The 16,393-nt window shown below is 71.8% G+C and carries 15 protein-coding genes and 1 pseudogene; 13 read left to right on the top strand and 3 right to left on the bottom strand.

What is annotated here, in order from left to right:
* Nucleotides 1-69: 69 nt before the first annotated feature.
* Nucleotides 70-531, bottom strand: a complete 462-nt coding sequence (locus AC5WRL_RS10090; RefSeq protein ID WP_496088057.1) for a MarR family winged helix-turn-helix transcriptional regulator — start codon at nucleotides 529-531, stop codon at nucleotides 70-72.
* A 35-nt stretch (nucleotides 532-566) separates the two neighbouring features.
* On the opposite strand from AC5WRL_RS10090, the gene AC5WRL_RS10085 reads away from it, so the two are divergent.
* Genes AC5WRL_RS10085 through AC5WRL_RS10065 form a run of 5 tightly spaced genes read left to right on the top strand, consistent with a single transcriptional unit; the run spans nucleotide 567 to nucleotide 3,710 of the window.
* Nucleotides 567-1,025: a nuclear transport factor 2 family protein gene (locus AC5WRL_RS10085; RefSeq protein ID WP_496088056.1), complete on the top strand. Its 459-nt coding sequence runs from the start codon at nucleotides 567-569 to the stop codon at nucleotides 1,023-1,025.
* A gap of 29 nt (nucleotides 1,026-1,054) precedes the next feature.
* The gene (locus tag AC5WRL_RS10080) at nucleotides 1,055-1,480 is read left to right on the top strand and encodes a PPOX class F420-dependent oxidoreductase (protein WP_496088055.1); all 426 of its coding nucleotides are present in this window, start codon (nucleotides 1,055-1,057) and stop codon (nucleotides 1,478-1,480) included.
* Nucleotides 1,481-1,487: 7 nt separating this feature from the next.
* The gene (locus tag AC5WRL_RS10075) at nucleotides 1,488-2,411 is read left to right on the top strand and encodes an SDR family oxidoreductase (RefSeq protein ID WP_496088054.1); all 924 of its coding nucleotides are present in this window, start codon (nucleotides 1,488-1,490) and stop codon (nucleotides 2,409-2,411) included.
* A gap of 26 nt (nucleotides 2,412-2,437) precedes the next feature.
* Complete coding sequence (locus tag AC5WRL_RS10070) at nucleotides 2,438-3,304, top strand: alpha/beta fold hydrolase (protein ID WP_496088053.1); 867 nt, start codon at nucleotides 2,438-2,440, stop codon at nucleotides 3,302-3,304.
* A gap of 49 nt (nucleotides 3,305-3,353) precedes the next feature.
* Nucleotides 3,354-3,710, top strand: a complete 357-nt coding sequence (locus AC5WRL_RS10065) for a glyoxalase superfamily protein (RefSeq protein WP_496088052.1) — start codon at nucleotides 3,354-3,356, stop codon at nucleotides 3,708-3,710.
* A gap of 69 nt (nucleotides 3,711-3,779) precedes the next feature.
* Here the strand turns inward: AC5WRL_RS10065 and AC5WRL_RS10060 are convergent, their stop codons facing one another.
* Nucleotides 3,780-5,195, bottom strand: a complete 1,416-nt coding sequence (locus AC5WRL_RS10060; RefSeq protein WP_496088051.1) for a glycoside hydrolase family 6 protein — start codon at nucleotides 5,193-5,195, stop codon at nucleotides 3,780-3,782.
* Between the two features lie 510 nt (nucleotides 5,196-5,705).
* On the opposite strand from AC5WRL_RS10060, the pseudogene AC5WRL_RS10055 reads away from it, so the two are divergent.
* Nucleotides 5,706-7,670, top strand: a pseudogene (locus tag AC5WRL_RS10055) (glycoside hydrolase family 48 protein); the annotation flags it as partial.
* A gap of 143 nt (nucleotides 7,671-7,813) precedes the next feature.
* On the opposite strand, the gene AC5WRL_RS10050 reads toward AC5WRL_RS10055, so the two are convergent.
* The gene (locus tag AC5WRL_RS10050) at nucleotides 7,814-8,767 is read right to left on the bottom strand and encodes an SCO2400 family protein (protein WP_496088050.1); all 954 of its coding nucleotides are present in this window, start codon (nucleotides 8,765-8,767) and stop codon (nucleotides 7,814-7,816) included.
* 368 nt (nucleotides 8,768-9,135) lie between these two features.
* Between AC5WRL_RS10050 and AC5WRL_RS10045 the strand changes: the two genes are divergently transcribed.
* From AC5WRL_RS10045 to AC5WRL_RS10015, 7 genes are all read left to right on the top strand, one after another.
* Nucleotides 9,136-10,878, top strand: a complete 1,743-nt coding sequence (locus AC5WRL_RS10045) for a glycoside hydrolase family 6 protein (RefSeq protein ID WP_496088049.1) — start codon at nucleotides 9,136-9,138, stop codon at nucleotides 10,876-10,878.
* Between the two features lie 82 nt (nucleotides 10,879-10,960).
* Nucleotides 10,961-11,821 (top strand): SOS response-associated peptidase, encoded by an 861-nt coding sequence (locus AC5WRL_RS10040; RefSeq protein WP_496088048.1) that lies wholly within the window; start codon nucleotides 10,961-10,963, stop codon nucleotides 11,819-11,821.
* A gap of 293 nt (nucleotides 11,822-12,114) precedes the next feature.
* A complete protein-coding gene (locus AC5WRL_RS10035; RefSeq protein WP_496088443.1) occupies nucleotides 12,115-12,771 on the top strand; it encodes a sigma-70 family RNA polymerase sigma factor in 657 nt (218 codons plus the stop codon).
* Nucleotides 12,768-13,112, top strand: coding sequence for a mycothiol system anti-sigma-R factor (gene rsrA, locus AC5WRL_RS10030; RefSeq protein WP_496088047.1), 345 nt, complete (start codon nucleotides 12,768-12,770; stop codon nucleotides 13,110-13,112). The genes AC5WRL_RS10035 and rsrA overlap by 4 nt, the downstream gene beginning before the upstream one ends.
* Before the next feature lie 194 nt (nucleotides 13,113-13,306).
* On the top strand, nucleotides 13,307-14,608 hold the full coding sequence (locus tag AC5WRL_RS10025) for an HD-GYP domain-containing protein (RefSeq protein WP_496088046.1): 1,302 nt from the start codon (nucleotides 13,307-13,309) through the stop codon (nucleotides 14,606-14,608).
* A complete protein-coding gene (locus tag AC5WRL_RS10020; protein ID WP_496088045.1) occupies nucleotides 14,605-15,309 on the top strand; it encodes an HD-GYP domain-containing protein in 705 nt (234 codons plus the stop codon). The genes AC5WRL_RS10025 and AC5WRL_RS10020 overlap by 4 nt, the downstream gene beginning before the upstream one ends.
* 83 nt (nucleotides 15,310-15,392) lie before the next feature.
* A complete protein-coding gene (locus tag AC5WRL_RS10015; protein ID WP_496088044.1) occupies nucleotides 15,393-16,373 on the top strand; it encodes a hypothetical protein in 981 nt (326 codons plus the stop codon).
* Nucleotides 16,374-16,393: the final 20 nt, after the last annotated feature.

Raw genomic sequence — 16,393 nt, 5'->3', positions numbered from 1 at the left:
ATCGTTCAAGAGGTGAACGCATGAGGCGACCGGCCGCACCGGATCAGGTGACAAGCGCTTTCCGGACGGTCAGCAGGATTGCTGCGGAGCCCAGCCTTCGGGGAGGCCCGCCGCGGCGGTGATGGCGGCGACGGCGGCGCGGAAGTCGGTGCGCGCCTGCGGCGTCAGCGGGGCGAAGAGCGCGCCGAGCTCGTCGGCCACGGTCTGGTGAAAGGCGAGAGCGGAGCGGCGCCCCTCCTCGGTGACGACGACCTGGATGGCGCGCCGGTCGCCGGGGACGAGGGTGCGCTCGACGAGATTGCGCTGGGCCGCCCGGTCGACCAGCCCCGTCAGATTCGCCTTGCCCACGCCGAAGAGGCGGGCGAGTTCGGCCATGCCGCGCGGGCCGTCGGCCAGGACGCAGAGCATGCGCGCCTGCACCGGCGTCAGTCCGTGCTGCTCGGCGACGCGGGTGAAGGTCTCCCGGACCAGCCAGGAGAGCCGGATCAGGTCCAGTGCGTCGGAGTCGCCGGGGGGCGGGGTTGCGGGCACGGGGATTATCGTACATCGGCAAGACGGTACATGGGGTGTACTATCTGCTGTACGTACTACCTCCGCGCGCCGTCCCGCACCGCCCCTACCAGAACCCCTGGACAGGAACCGTGAACCACACCCCCGACACCCCGGCGACCGTCGCCGACGCCTACTTCAGCGCCTGGCAGAGCAACCAGCCCGCCGCCCTCGCCGATGTCCTCGCACCCGGCATCCGGGTCCACGGCCCACTGGGCCGCATCGACGGCGCCGCCTCGTACCAGGACTCACTCGGCCGGATCTTCGCCCTCACCGACACCCTCGTCCTCCACAAGCGGTGGACCGACGGCGCGGACGTCATGACCTGGTTCGATCTGCACCCCCGGGACGAGGACGCGGAGCCCTTCCCCGTGGCCAGCTGGCTGCACATCGAGAACGGCCGCATCACCGACGTACGCGTCACCTTCGACCTCACCAAGCTCCTGCGGGCCGGCGACCCCCGCATCGCCTCCTGACACCGGCAACGGAAGGACCGCTGACCGCCATGTCGTTCACCGAGGAAGAGATCGGCTACATCCGCTCGCAGCGCCTGGCCCGCGTGGCGACCGTCTCCGCCGACGGCCAGCCCGACGTCACCCCCGTCGGGTTCGAGTTCGACGGCGCGCACTTCTACATCGGCGGCCTCAACCCGACCAACACCCGCCGCTCCCGGAACGTCCGCGCCGGCAACCACAAGATCGCGCTGGTCATCGACGACCTCGTCGCCACCCGGCCGTGGTCACCGCGCTACCTGCGCGTGTACGGCACGGCCGAACTGGTCACCCGCGGCTCCGGCAGCACCGAGCAGCAGATCCTGAAGATCACCCCGGTCACCTCCTGGAGCATGAACCTGTCCGGGGCCTGGTCCCCCGGCAGCTCCCAGCCGCCGGGCGCCCGCAAGACCCACCACCAGCCGCCGAACGAGAAGTGACGGACCGATGAGCACTCCCCACCCCACCACCGCCCCCGTCCTCGTCGTCGGCGCGACCGGCACGCTCGGCGGCCAGGTCGTCGACGAACTCCTCAGCCGTGGCAGAGCAGTCCGCGCCCTGGTCCGCCCGGCCTCGGACGCGAGCAAGCTCGAAGAGCGCGGCGTGCAGATCGCCCGCGGCGACATGCTCGACCTCGACTCCCTCGTCACCGCCATGGACGGCGCCGACGCCGTCATCACCACCGCCGCCGGCTACACCCGCGGCGGCAAGCAGGCGCACGAGATCGACACCACCGGCAACACCAACCTCGCCGAGGCCGCACACCGCGCAGGCGTCCGGCGCTTCGTCCTCACCAGCATCCTCACCAGCGACCGGACACCCGACGTGCCGCACTTCTGGCACAAGAAGCTCACCGAGGACAAGCTCGAACAGCTCGGCGTCCCCTTCGTCGCCCTGCGCCCGGGCGCCTTCCTCGACCAGATCGCCACCATGTCGGGCAACCCGCTCGACAAGGGCCGCCTGATGTGGATGGGCAAGACCACCGTACCCCTGACCTTCGTCCTCACCACGGACCTCGCCGGCTACCTGGCCGCCGCCGTCGACGCCGACGCCGGGCCCACCGAGCGCGTCGACATCGGCTGGGACCGGCCGGTCAGCATCCACGAGGCGGCCGGCATGATCGGCGACCGGGCCGGAAGGACCGTCAAGGTACGGGGCATCCCGTCCCCGGTCACCCGCGCCGCGGGCGCCGTCGTCGGCCGCTTCGTACCGATGGTCAAGGACATGGCCGCGATGTTCCGCTGGTTCGACACCGGCAACTACGTCGCCGACACCCACCGCCAGCAGCAGCTCTTCGGCCCCGTACCGACGGCCGAAGACGCCATCGCCAGGCTCACCGCCGAACTGAAGGACACCCAGCAGCACGCGTAGCCGGCCGGCCGGGTAGGTTCACGGCGGTGAAGACCACGGTGACGCAGACCGAAGGCCAGGCCGCGATGAGCGACGGGGCGCGGCTGCGCTGGACGGCGCTGGGCGGCACGCCCGCGCAGCCGCCGGTGGTCCTGCTGCACGGCGGGCCCGGCCTGCCCGACTATCTGGGCGACGTCGCCGCGATGATCGCCGACCTCGCCACCGTCTACCGCTACGACCAGCGCGGCACCGGAGCGTCCGGATGGCGGGGCCGGCACACGCTCGCCCGCCATGTCGAGGACCTCGCCGAGCTGCTCGACCTGTGGGGCGCGCCGAAGGCGGTCCTGATCGGACACTCCTACGGCACCGATCTGGCCGCCCGGTTCTGCCGGGCCCACCCGGACCGGGTGGCCGCGATGCTGCTGATGTGCGGGCCGTTCACCGGTGACTGGCGTACGGGGTACCGGGCGGCCCGTCACCGACGCATGTCGGCGGCGCAGCGGGAGCGGCGCGGCGAACTGGCGGCGATGGCGCCCCGTACGGAGGAGCAGGAGGCCGAACTGCTCACGCTGTCCTGGTTCACCGACCACGCCGACCCCGAACGCGGCCGGCGCTGGGCGGCGCGGGAGGCCGGGAAGCGCCGCCCCGTCAACTGGGAGATGAACCGCGAACTGGGCGAGGAGGGGCGTGCCGACCCGCTCGACCGGCATGTCGACGCGCTGCGCGGCTGCCTGCCCGCGCGGGTCGAACTGCTCGGCGGCACCGAGGACCCCCGGCCGCTGCCGGCCCTCGCCGCACTCGCCCACCGGCTCGGCGTCCCCCTGACCCGGATCGACGAGGCGGGCCACGAACCCTGGCTCGAACAACCCGAGGCGGTACGCGCCCACCTCCGCCGATTCGTCCGGGCACGGTAGGCCGGCCACTTCGATCCGATGTGTCAGTGCCTCGCGGCACACTTGGCGCATGGAGGAAGTGGATGTGGAAGCGGAAGAGGAGATTGTCCCCATTCTCCGGGTCGCGGATGCCGTGGTGGCGGCGGAGTGGTACGGGCGGCTGGGGTTTGTGAAGGCGTGGGAGCACCGGTTCGAGCCGGGGTTTCCCGCCTTCGTGGAGGTGGCGCGGGGGCGGGTGAAGGTGTTTCTGTCCGAGCACAGCGGGGACGCGCCGCCGGGTGGGCTGGTGTATCTGAGGGTGCGCGACATCGATGCCGTGGCGGCCGAGTTCGGGGTGGCGGTGGAAGACGCCCCGTGGGGGCGGGAGGTGGAGCTGAGGGATCCGGACGGGAATCGCGTCCGGGCCGGCACGCCGGGCGGCGGATAGGCCGGGCACGGCAACCCGCCCCCGGGCCGCGGGGGCGCCGGGGGCGGGTGCGGTGGGGTGGCGGTCAGCTCACAGGGGCGGGTAGGCGTTGGCCAGCAGCTCCTGGAACTGGGCGGAGAACCAGTGCCCGGAGACCGGGGCGTTCCCCAGGGCCCCCGAGGGGTGGTTGTTGTTGCGCGGGTTGCCCTGGTACGTCGGATCGCACATCCGGTCGAAGCCCTTGCCCTCGTCGTTCGGGATCTCGGAGCTCGAACCGTCCGACTCACCCGGCGGCTTCATCCACACATACGCGTCGATCCCGGCCGCCGGCGCTGCGGTCGGACGCTCACCGAGGCCGGCGCCCGCCTGGTTGCACCAGTTGCCCAGGTGGATGCGCTGGTCGTACCGGCCACCCTCGACGTACGCCTCCGCGCTGGTCTGCGGACCGGGACCGGTGGGCCGGTCGGGGCCGCCCCAGCCGTTGCGGGAGGTGTCGATCAGCATGCCGACGTCCGAGGGGAAGCCCACGCTGACGGCCTCCTGGCGGAACGCCTGGGCGAACGACAGCTCGTCGACGTAGCGGTTCCAGTCGATCCAGGACGAGTGCTCGCGCACCGCCTGGCCGTTGATCACATCGCCGATGGAGAAGTTGTCCTCGGTCAGCACCCCGTAGTTGGCGGTGTTGGCGATGAACCCCTGCACATTGGCGGGCGTGGCGCCTGCCGTGTTGGCGGCCCGGTAGAACAGCTCGACGGTCGAGCGGAAGTTGTCGTCCCAGCCGATCCAGCCGTGGTGGCCCGCGTCGATGTAGTTGTAGACGTTGTCGACCGCGCCCAGTTTGCCGAGGGCGTAGCCGACCCCCTCCACATAGTTGCCGTTGGCCTTCATCACATCGCACTCCGGGGTGGCCGTGGGCCGGGGGGAGACGTTGGTGATGAGATTGGGGAGGGAGTCGATCTCGATCGTCGTCACGACCCGCAGGTTCGTGTTGCTCTCGTAGTCCGCGAGGATGGCGGCGATCGGGTCGATGAACTCGCTCTTGTAGCGGCCGATCTCGGTCGGGCCCAGCTCGCCGTTGGAGGCGAGCGCGGCGCAGTCGCGGCCGGGGAGGTCGTAGATGACGACCTGGAAGACGATCGGCGAGCCGTTCGCCTGCTGCAACGCGGTGTCCAGGTGCGCCCGCAGGCCGCGGGCGCCGGGGGTGCCCTCGATGGCGGCGATGCGGTCCATCCACACGCCGGTGGGCTGGTTGGCGATGGCGCTGCCGCCGGGTTCGGCGGCGGCCTTGGCCGACCAGTCGGGGTTCACATAGACCTGCGCGCCGGCGTACGGATTGTCCACCCGGGCCAGCGTGCTGGGCTCCTCGTCGGCCGCGGCGGCACCCAGGGTGCCGACGGTCAGCGCGCCGGCGCCGAGCAGTGCGCCCGCCGCGAGGGCGGCCCGGCGGCCTCGGCGGCGACGGCCGGGCTGCGGATGGTCGTGCGGGGGGTTGGTGGTGCGGCTCATCGCAGTCTTCCTCCGTTGTGGGGGTTGGAGTGTTCTGCTGAACGGTGCGCCTGTGACGGATCGACAGGCGTCGCGCCGGTGGGGGTTGTGGGGGTGTGGGGGTTGTGGGTTGTGGGGGGTGGGGGTACGGAGCGGTGTCCGCCGTGTCGCGACGCGTCGTCCGGGGCGTCCGCGGGCTTGGAACCGCTCCCACTGGTTGAAGGGACCGTAGGCCACCGAACCCCCGTTAGCCAAGGGGGCGTTCGAGAAATTACCGCCAGGAGCGGCGGTCCGGGGGGTTGACGTGCACACCTCGTAGACAGAATTCTTGGGAGCGCTCCCACTGGTTCAGTAAGCCTCTCACCCCCCACCGAGCCGCGAGGAGGCACGATGCGGATCCGTACCGGATCGCCCATCGGGACCCCGACCAGAGCGAGACCACAAGACCCCCACCCGCCCCGCAAGCCCCGCCGAACCCGGAAACTGTGGATCGCCGGGCTGCTGGCGCTCTCCCTCCCCCTGGGACTGACCGCCACCGCCGCGCAGAGCAGCGCCGCCCCCGCCCCGCTCACCGACGGGCCAGGGGCGCTGCGCTTCGAGGACCAGTTCCTCGACCTCTACGCCAAGATCAAGAACCCGGCGAACGGCTACTTCTCTCCCGAGGGAATCCCGTATCACTCCGTGGAGACCCTGATCGTCGAGGCACCGGACCACGGCCACGAGACGACGTCCGAGGCGTACTCGTACCTCATCTGGCTGGAGGCGCAGTACGGCAAGGTCACCGGCAACTGGACGCCGTTCAACAACGCCTGGGCGCTGATGGAGCGCTACATGATCCCCGGCTCCGTCGACCAGCCCACCAACAGCTTCTACAACGCCTCCAGCCCCGCCACCTACGCGGCGGAGCACAACGACCCCTCCGCGTACCCCTCACCCCTGAACCAGGGCGTTTCCGTGGGTCAGGACCCGATCGCCGGCGAACTGCGCAACACCTACGGCACCGCCGACATCTACGGGATGCACTGGCTCCAGGACGTCGACAACACCTACGGGTTCGGCAACAGCCCCGGCAACCCCTGCGGCGGCGGCCCGAACACCACCGGACCCTCGTACATCAACACCTTCCAGCGCGGCCCGCAGGAATCGGTGTGGGAAACCGTGCCCCACCCCTCCTGCGAGGACTTCAGCTACGGCGGGCCGAACGGCTACCTCGATCTGTTCATCGGCGACCAGGGGTACGCGCGCCAGTGGCGCTACACCAACGCGCCCGACGCCGATGCCCGCGCCGTTCAGGCCGCGTACTGGGCCCGGCAGTGGGCCGCCGAGCAGGGCAACGCCTCCGCCGTGGCCGCCACGGTCGACAAGGCGTCCAAGATGGGCGACTACCTGCGCTACTCGATGTACGACAAGTACTTCAAGCGCGCGGGCAACTGTGTCGGTGCCACCTCCTGCCCGGCCGGCAGCGGCAAGAACAGCGCCCACTGGCTGATGTCCTGGTACTACAGCTGGGGCGGCGCGCTCGACGCCAACGCCGGCTGGGCGTACCGCATCGGCAGCAGCCACAACCACTTCGGCTACCAGAACCCGCTGGCCGCCTACGCCCTGAGCACCGACCCGGCGCTGATCCCCAACTCCCCGAGCGGCGGGCAGGACTGGGGGCAGTCGCTGGAGCGGATGGTGGAGTTCTACCGCTGGCTCCAGTCCGCCGAGGGCGGCATCGCGGGCGGCGCCACCAACAGCTGGGACGGCTCCTACGCCAGCCCGCCGGCCGGCACCCCCACCTTCTACGGGCTGTACTACGACGAGGCGCCCGTCTACCGCGACCCGCCGTCGAACCAGTGGTTCGGCATGCAGGCGTGGTCGATGCAGCGGCTCGCCGAGTACTACTACGAGTCCGGTGACGCCAGGGCGGGCACGGTGCTCGACAAGTGGGTGGACTGGGTGCTCGACCACGTCACCATCGGCAGCGGCGGGAACTTCTCGATCCCCTCCACCCTGTCGTGGTCGGGCCGCCCCGACACCTGGAACCCCTCCAACCCGGGCGCCAACGCCGGGCTGCATGTCACGGTCACCGACTACACCCAGGACGTCGGGGTGACCGGTTCACTGGCCAACGCCCTGTCGTACTACGCCGCGGCCAGCGGTGACACGGCGGCGCGGGACACCGCGGCCGGGCTGCTGGACGCGCTGTCGGCGAACTCCGACAGCCTGGGCATCTCGGTGCCCGAGCAGCGCGCGGACTACTCCCGCTTCGACGACCCGGTGTACATCCCGCCGGGCTGGAGCGGACAGATGCCCAACGGTGACAGCATCCAGCCGGGTGCCACCTTCGACTCGATCCGGTCCTTCTACCACGACGACCCGGACTGGCCGAAGGTCCAGGCCCATCTCAACGGGGGGCCGGCGCCGACCTTCGAGTACCACCGTTTCTGGGCGCAGGCGGACATCGCCATCGCGATGGCCACGTACTCCGAACTGTTCGGGGACAGCGCTTAGGGCTCGTGATCACCGACCGGTCCGCCGGGCGCACGGTGACGTCACGCCCCGGCGGGCAGGATCAGCCAGGACCCGCGCAACCCACGCCCGGAGCCCCGGTCGGCGTCTCATCGCCGGCCGGGGTTTCCGGTGTCGCGGGTACGTCAGGAGCACCACCAGAGCCAGCAACTGCCGCCGCCTCCGCTGCTGCTGCCGCCCCCGCTGGTTCCGCCGCTGCCGCTGCCGCCGTCGTCATCGCCACCGCCGCTGCTGCCGCTTCCGCCCCCGCCCCCGCTGCTGTCGTCGGAGGGTGGCGGGGTGGAGGGTTCGTCCTCGCCGGGCGCGGTCTCGGTGGGGTCGGGGGAAGCGCCCTCGGTCGGGGTACCGGTATCACTGGGGGGAGGGCTGACCCGGCCCGAGCTGGAGGCGTCCGGGGGCGGGGACTCGCCGGCGGTCTCCCCGTCGCCGTCCCGCTCCTGGTCCTTCGCGTCCTGGTCGGCGTCGTCGCCGTCCACCGCGTCCGGGTCCTCCCCGTCCCTGGGGGCGCCGCTCTCGCCGGCCGTGGCGGTGGCCGCACCGCTCGGGCCGGCCGCCGTACCGCCGCCGTCCGTACCGCTGTCGGCGCTCCCGTCCGTGCTGTCCGCCCCGGAGGACTCGGAGGCGGCCTCGGTGGTCCGGTCGGAGTTGACCGGCTGCTCGCGCTGCATGGGCAGCCGTACGTCGCCGACCTCGGCCACCAGGACACCGACGGCGACGATGCCGAGCACCGCGCCGAGTACGTAGCGCCGGCCCTTGCGGGAGCGGGAGCGGTGCCGTTTGGCCCGGTTGGCGGCGCGCCGGCCGCCGGCGGGGAGCGGGGCGGTGGCGGTTTCCCGGCGGTCTTCGGCACCCGGGCCGTCCCGGCCGTCCGGGTCCTCCGGGTCGGCGCCGTGGGGCGCGCGGTCCGCGCCGCGCGTGCCGCTCCCGGTGGCCACCGCGTCACCACGCGTCGGGTCATCGACCGCCATCGATGACACGGGCGGGTCCTGGTGCGGTTGCTGCCAGGTGGTCACTTCGCCACATCCTGGACATGTCAACGCGCCATTGAGATGTCGGCGGCAGGTTATGCAGTAGTCCACGGGTTTACCCGGCTTCGTGCGAGGGGGGTGGGTGGTGCGCGAGACACCTTAGCCACGTGGACGCGCGGGGTGGTGCGGGTGGTTCTGCCGGGGTCCCAGATGGTGCACGCTCCATAGCTAGTGGGAGCGCTCCCAAGGATGTGCCCGTGACGCGTATGTGTCAAGACCTTTGACGTCAGGTCATGACCGTCCAGTGATTTCCGTGTGGTATCTGACCTTCTGGCGACTTCATGGGCACAATTTCTGAACAGACATCTGGCGGACCGGGGGAGTAGGCGCTACCTTCCCCTCAGCTAGTGGGAGCGCTTCCATGACGCACCCGGGCCGCCCGGTCCGGTGCGGGACCTTTCAAGGACGAAGGGACTCCGATGAGCCGCACCAACCCCCCACTCCCCAGACGACGCAGACGCGGTGCCCTGCTGGCCGCGGGCGCGCTGCTCGCCACCTCGCTGGGCACCGGCGCCATGCTGGAGGGCACGGCCTCCGCCGCCGCCGTCGAATGCTCGGTCGACTACCGCACCAATGACTGGGGCTCGGGCTTCACCGCCGATGTCACCATCAGCAACTCGGGCACCACCGCCGTGAACGGCTGGACCCTCACCTACGCCTACACCGGCAACCAGACCCTCACCGGCGGCTGGAACGGTCAGTGGTCGCAGTCCGGCCGCAACATCACCGTCAGCAACGCCGCCCACAACGCCGCCATCGCGGCCGGCGGCGGCAGCGTCAGCACCGGCGCGCAGTTCACCTACAGCGGCACCAACACCGCCCCCACCAGCTTCGCGGTCAACGGCATCACCTGCGGCGGCGCCGGCAACCCCGGAAACCCCGGAAACCCGCCGGGCAACCGCGTCGAGAACCCGTACGTGGGCGCCGGCGTCTACGTCAACCCGGAGTGGTCGGCCAACGCCGCCCGCGAACCCGGTGGCAGCCGGATCGCCAACCAGCCCACCGGCGTGTGGATGGACCGCATCGCCGCCATCAATGGGTCCGGCCAGGGTGCGGGCCGCACCATGGGCCTGCGCGAGCACCTCGACGCCGCCGTCGTCCAGGCGCGCAGCCACAGCCAGTTCGTCTTCCAGGTCGTCATCTACGACCTGCCGGGCCGCGACTGCGCCGCGCTCGCCTCCAACGGTGAGCTGGGCCCGACCGAGATCGGCCGCTACCGCACCGAGTTCATCGACCCGATCGCCGCGATCCTCGCCGACCCCGCCTACGCGAACCTGCGGATCGTCACGATCATCGAGATCGACTCCCTCCCCAACCTCATCACCAACGTCTCCCCCCGGCCGACGGCCACCCCGGAGTGCGATGTGATGAAGGCCAACGGCAACTATGTCCAGGGCGTGTCGTACGCGCTCTCCAAGCTCGGCGCCATCCCGAACGTCTACAACTACATCGACGCCGGGCACTACGGCTGGATCGGCTGGGACGACAACTTCACCGCCTCCGCCCAGCTGTTCAAGACGGCCGCCACCACCGGTAGCGCCACCGTCAACGACGTGCACGGCTTCATCGTCAACACCGCCAACTACGGTCCGACCCTGGAGCCCCACTACACCATCAACGACTCCGTGAACGGCACCTCCGTCCGCGAGTCGAAGTGGGTCGACTGGAACCGCTATGTGGACAACCAGACCTTTGCCCAGGGCTTCCGTGCCGAGTTGGTCCGGCAGGGCTTCAACGCGGGCATCGGGATGCTGATCGACACCTCCCGCAACGGCTGGGGCGGCCCCCAGCGGCCCACCGCGGCCGGGCCCCGTACCAGCGTGGACGCCTTCGTCGAGGGCAGCCGCGTCGACCGCCGTCTCCAGGCCGGCAACTGGTGCAACCAGGCCGGCGCCGGCCTCGGTGAGCGCCCGCGCACGGCTCCGGCCACCGGAATCCACGCCTATGTGTGGATCAAGCCCCCGGGTGAGTCGGACGGTTCGAGCAGCCAGATCCCGAACGACGAGGGCAAGGGCTTCGACCGGATGTGCGACCCCACCTACACGGGCAACCCGCGCAACAACAACAACATGTCCGGCGCCCTGGGGAACGCCCCGGTCTCCGGGCACTGGTTCTCCGCCCAGTTCCAGCAGCTGATGGCGAACGCCTACCCGCCGCTGTGAGCTGACCGCACCCGGCACCGACCGAGCACGAGAGAGCCGGGGCCCGTCATCGCACGGGCCCCGGCGCACTACGCTTGATCACATGTGCGGACGGTACGCAGCCAGCAGAAGCCCGGCGGACCTCGCGGCGATCTTCCACATCGACCGCTGGGAGCAGGAGCAGGAGCAGGCGCTGCCCGCCGACTGGAATGTGGCCCCCACCAAAGAGGTGTACGCGGTGCTCGACCGCCCCCTCAAGGGCGGCGGCCCCGAGCCGGTGCGCCAGCTGCGGGTGCTGCGCTGGGGCCTGGTGCCGTCCTGGGCGAAGTCTCCCGAGTCCGCCGCCAAGATGATCAACGCCAGATCGGAGACGGTGCACGAGCGCGCCTCCTACCGCCGCGCCTTCGCCGCCCGCCGCTGCCTGCTCCCGGCGGACGGCTACTACGAATGGGCCACCGGCGGCGACGAGCGCGCCGAGGAGGAGAAGGGCAAACGGAAGCGGCAGCGCAAGCAGCCGTACTTCGTCACCCCCGCCGACGGCTCGGTGATGGCTCTGGCCGGCCTGTACGAGTTCTGGCGCGACGCCACCCTCCCCGAGGATCATCCGCGCGCCTGGTGGGTGACCTGCACGGTGCTCACCACCGACGCCGAGACCACTCCACTGGCCGACGCGCCGCCCGGGCAGCCGCAGCCGGCGGGGCCGGCGGTGGGCGCCGCCGCCAAGGGCCCCAGGGCGCTGGCCGACATCCACCCCCGGATGCCCCTGATGCTGCTGCCGGACCGCTGGGACGCCTGGCTGGACCCGGCCCGCACCGACCCCGAGGAGATACGGGAGCTGCTGACCCCGCCCCCGCCGGGCACGGTGCGTGCCCATCCGGTCACGACGGACGTCAGCAACGTACGGAACAACGGCCCCGAGCTGGTGGCCGCCCTGCCGTCACCCGAGGAGGAGACGCTCTTCTGAGCGGGTGAGCGCGCGATCACCGCCGCGGGCAGGAATGCGCCGCGCGGGCCGGGTGTTGTGCCATGCGTACGCGCTGTACAGCACGCACGGCAGACGAGAGAGCGGAGACGTCCCTCATGGGATCCATCAGCTGCCCCACCCGCCCCCAGCGGCCGGCCGCCGCCGAGGTGGACTGGGCGACGCTGGCACTGGCCGCCGACCGGTCCTCCCGACCGGCGGAGGTACCCATCCGTCGTCTATCCTCCGAATCGGACGGTCCCGTGCCCGGGTTCGTCACATTTCGGAAGGAGGAGGTGGGTCAGGTCACCGGTACGGACGACGACGCGTCGCGGGACGGCGAGAGCGCACGCGAGACGGACGCCGAGCGCAACGCGCGCTTCGAGCGGGACGCCCTCGGCTTCCTCGACCAGATGTACTCGGCCGCGCTGCGCATGACGCGTAACCCCGCCGATGCCGAGGATCTGGTGCAGGAGACCTATGCCAAGGCGTACGGCTCGTTCCACCAGTTCCGCGAGGGCACCAACCTCAAGGCGTGGATGTACCGCATCCTCACCAACACCTTCATCAACTCCTACCGCAAGAAGCAGCGCGAGCCGCAGCGCAGCGCCGCCGAGGACATTGAGGACTGGCAGCTGGCGCGCGCCGAGTCGCACATGTCGACCGGGCTGCGCTCCGCCGAGTCGCAGGCGCTGGATCATCTGCCCGACTCCGATGTGAAGCAGGCGCTCCAGGCGATTCCGGAGGAATTCCGCATCGCCGTCTATCTGGCGGATGTCGAGGGGTTTGCCTACAAGGAGATCGCCGACATCATGGGTACCCCCATCGGTACGGTGATGTCCCGGCTGCACCGCGGCCGGCGGCAGCTGCGCGACATGCTCAGTGATTACGCCCGTGAGCGTGGCCTCGTTCCGGCCGGCACGGGCGGGGCACAGGAAGGCTCAGGCTCATGAGTGGCGACCCGTCGCGCCCCACGGACTGCTCGGAGGTCCTGGGCCATCTCTACGAGTATCTCGACAAAGAGATGCCGGACATCGACTCGGCGAAGTTCCAGGAGCACATCGAGGAGTGCCGGCCGTGTCTGGCCGAGTACGGGCTTGAGGAGTCGGTGAAGAAGCTCGTCAAGCGCTGCTGTGGTCAGGACGAGGTGCCGGCGGATCTGCGGGCCAAGGTGCTCAGCCGGATCGAGGTCATCAGATGCACGGACACGGGCACGGGCACAGCCGCGGGTGCCGGCACCGGTACGGGCGGTGCCGCGGTGCCACCGGCGGCGGCGACGGACTGTTCCGACTGACCTGGCCCGGGCCGGTCGGCATCCCCAGGGGCGCGCACTTCCGCCGCCCCACCCCGCTTTCACTTCCTTCACCCCCCTTTCACTCGATCGGGTGAGTATGGCGGCGTTCTACCAGGACTGACCCGCAAACTCCCCCCGCGCCCACCGGCTCGCGCTCTATCCTCCCCGGGACACCCAGGGGAGGAGGAACCAGCATGCAGCCATTCGGGGAGGCCCTCGCGGCCCTGCCGTGGACCCAGTTCCTCCCACTGGCCGTACTCGGCACCCTGTGCGGCTATCTGCCCCGCTGCCGGTTCATCGGCCACCGCGTCCCGAACGAGACCGCCGCCTACGGCGCGCTGCTGTTCACCGGCGTCTTCCTGCTGCCCCCCGCCCTCGCCGCCCTCGCCCCCGTCCCCGGCGCCCTGCTCGGCCGGCCACCCGCCGAAGGCCGGCTCCGGCACACCATGCGCCTGATGGTCACCGCGGCGGCAGCCGCGTACTGTTTCCGCCTCTTCACCGAGGGCCTGCTCGGCGACGCCCTGCCCATCCCCGGCAGCGGCGACCCCGGCCACGCCCAGCCGGCCGCCGCCCCGCTGGCCATCACCGTCATGCCCGCCCTGATCGCCGTGCTCACCTGCGCCGCCGCCGACCGGGCACTGGGCGGCAGCCGCACCGCCGCCGCCGTTCTGCTGGGCCATCTGCCGTACGGGCTGCTCGGGCTGCTCGCCGCCACCCTGTGGCACGCCGTCCCCGGATACGGGCTGCTCGGCGCGCTGCCGGTGCTGGCCCCCGGCTACATCTGCTGCTGGATCATGGCCCGCTCCCGGCAACTGGACGCCGCGCACCGCACCACCGTCGCCGCGCTCGTCCAAGCCGTCGACCTCAAGGACCGCTACACCCGGGGCCACAGCGAACGCGTCGGCCACGCCGCCGCCCTCATCGCCCGCGAGCTGGGCCTGGACGCCGAACGCACCCACGCCCTGCGCACCGCCGGCGCCCTGCACGACATCGGCAAGCTCGCCGTGCCCACCCGCACGCTGCGCAAGGAGGGCCCGCTCAGCGACGAGGAGTGGGGCCAGATCCGCCGGCACCCCGAGTACGGCCACGAGATCGTCCGCGACATCCGGGTGCTCGGCGAGGCCGTGGACGCCGCCCTCCACCACCACGAGAGCTACGACGGCACCGGCTACCCCGCCGGCCTCGCCGGGCGGCGGATTCCCGAGGCGGCCCGGATCGTGGCCGTCGCCGACGCCTTCGACGCCATGACCTCCACCCGCAGCTACCGGCGGGCCCGCCCGGTGACCGAGGCACTGGCCGAGCTGCGCCGCTGCGCCGGCACCCAGTTCGACCCGGGCATGGTGGCCGCGCTGGGCACCGCGCTGGAACGGTACGGCTGGCCCTACACCGAGCCCACGGCCGAGGAGCGGACGAGCGGAAACGTCCCTGCGAGCAGATCCAGCACCTCCGGCACCGAACGGCCGGTGCCCGGCGAACAGCCGGGCGCCCGCGCATGAACTGGTCCGCACTGCGGCTGCTGCGCGCCGACCCACCCGCCGCCACCGCCCTGGCGGCGGCCGTGGCCGGCGGCTGCACCGCGCTGGTACTGGGTGCGGCGTACGCACAGTGGTGGGCGTTCCCCCTCTACAGCGGGCCGCTGCTGCTCACCGCCCTCGTCTTCCGGCGGTACGCGGCGGTACGCGCCACCTACCGGCAGACGATCTCCGCGCTGGCCCGCGCCACCGAGGTCGCCGGCTACACCCCGCCCGGCCACGCCCAGCGGGTCGCCGCCCTCTCCCGCGCCACCGGCCGCGCGCTGCGGCTGCGCGGCCCCGAACTCACCGCACTGGAGTACGCGGCCCTGCTCCATGACATCGGCCAGCTCTCCCTCTTCGAACCGCTGCCCGACGGCGCCACCACGCCCCTGCCGGCCGCCCGCCGCCGCACCATCGCCGCGCTGGGGGCGAGCGTGGCCCGCGAAGCCGGGGCGGGCGAGACCATCGCACGCACCCTGGAGCTCCAGGCCGAGCCCTACCGGGACCAGCCGCTGGCGGCCCGCATCGTCCGTACGGCCAACGCGTACGCCGATCTCACCCCGCCGCGCGGCGGCGGCCCGGAGCGGGCGCTGCGGCTGCTGGAGCAGGAGAGCGGCACCGAGTACGACCCCGAGGTGGTCCGGGTCGTGAAACAGATCATCTCGCGCGGGACGATCGGCTGACTCATGCTGTGGTTGGATGCGGCCTGAGGCGGACAGGAGAACGACGACGTGCACTACACGAAGCGGGAATCAGGCAGGACATCGTGAGGATTTTCGGCAGGGTCCGGCAGCGGCCGTCCACCGACTGGCGGCTGGCCACCAACCGGGCTTTCACCCTCATCGACGACGGCCGTTACGAGGACGCCGGCGCGCTCCTCACCCGTGCCGCCGATCTGGAGCCATGGCTGTCCGAGTCCTGGTTCAACCTGGCGCTGCTGCACAAGTTCCGGCACGACTGGGAGCAGGCGCGCTCCGCCGGCCTGCGGGCCGTCGCCCTGCTGGAGCGGGACGCCGGGGCCCCGGACTGGTGGAACGTCGGCATCGCCGCCACCGCCCTCCAGGACTGGCCGCTGGCCCGCCGGGCGTGGCAGGCGTACGGGCTGACCGTCCCGGGCGCCGGAACGGTCGCCGACGAGCCGCTGGGCATGGAGCTGGGCGGGGCGGCCGTACGGCTCTCCCCGGAGGGCGAGGCCGAGGTGGTGTGGGGGCGGCGGCTCGACCCGGCGCGGATCGAGCTCCAGAACATCCCGCTGCCGTCCTCCGGGCGGCGCTGGGGCGAGGTGGTGCTGCACGACGGCGTACCGCACGGGGAGCGCAGCACCGGGGGCGCGGTGTTCCCCGTCTTCGACGAGATCGAGCTGTGGGCGCCCTCGGCGATCCCCACCTGGGTGGTGCTGATCGAGGCGGCCTCCGCGCGCGACCGGGACGCCCTGGAGCGGCTGGCGGCGGACGCCGGTTACGCGGCCGAGGACTGGTCCTCGTCGGTGCGGCTGCTGTGCCGGGCCTGCTCGGAGAGCCGGATGCCGACCGAGGACGGCGACGGGGCGGCGCGGCACGACCCGCACGACCACAGCGAGCCGGGCAGCCCGGGGCCGCTGGGCCATGTGGCGCCGGACGGGCTGTGGACCCCGGAGCGCGAGTGCGGGCTGGCGGCCCCTGAGCCGCTGGTGCGCGGGCTCCTGGACGGCTGGGTCGCCGACAGCCCGGACACCCGGGACTGGCGGGACCTGGAAGAGGTCTGCTGAGGCTGTCCTGGGCGGACCGT

The organism is Streptomyces sp. NTD107 (assembly GCF_059510435.1).
The sequence above is the reverse complement of the archived record's forward strand: the minus strand, read 5'-3'. Positions and strand labels throughout refer to the sequence as shown.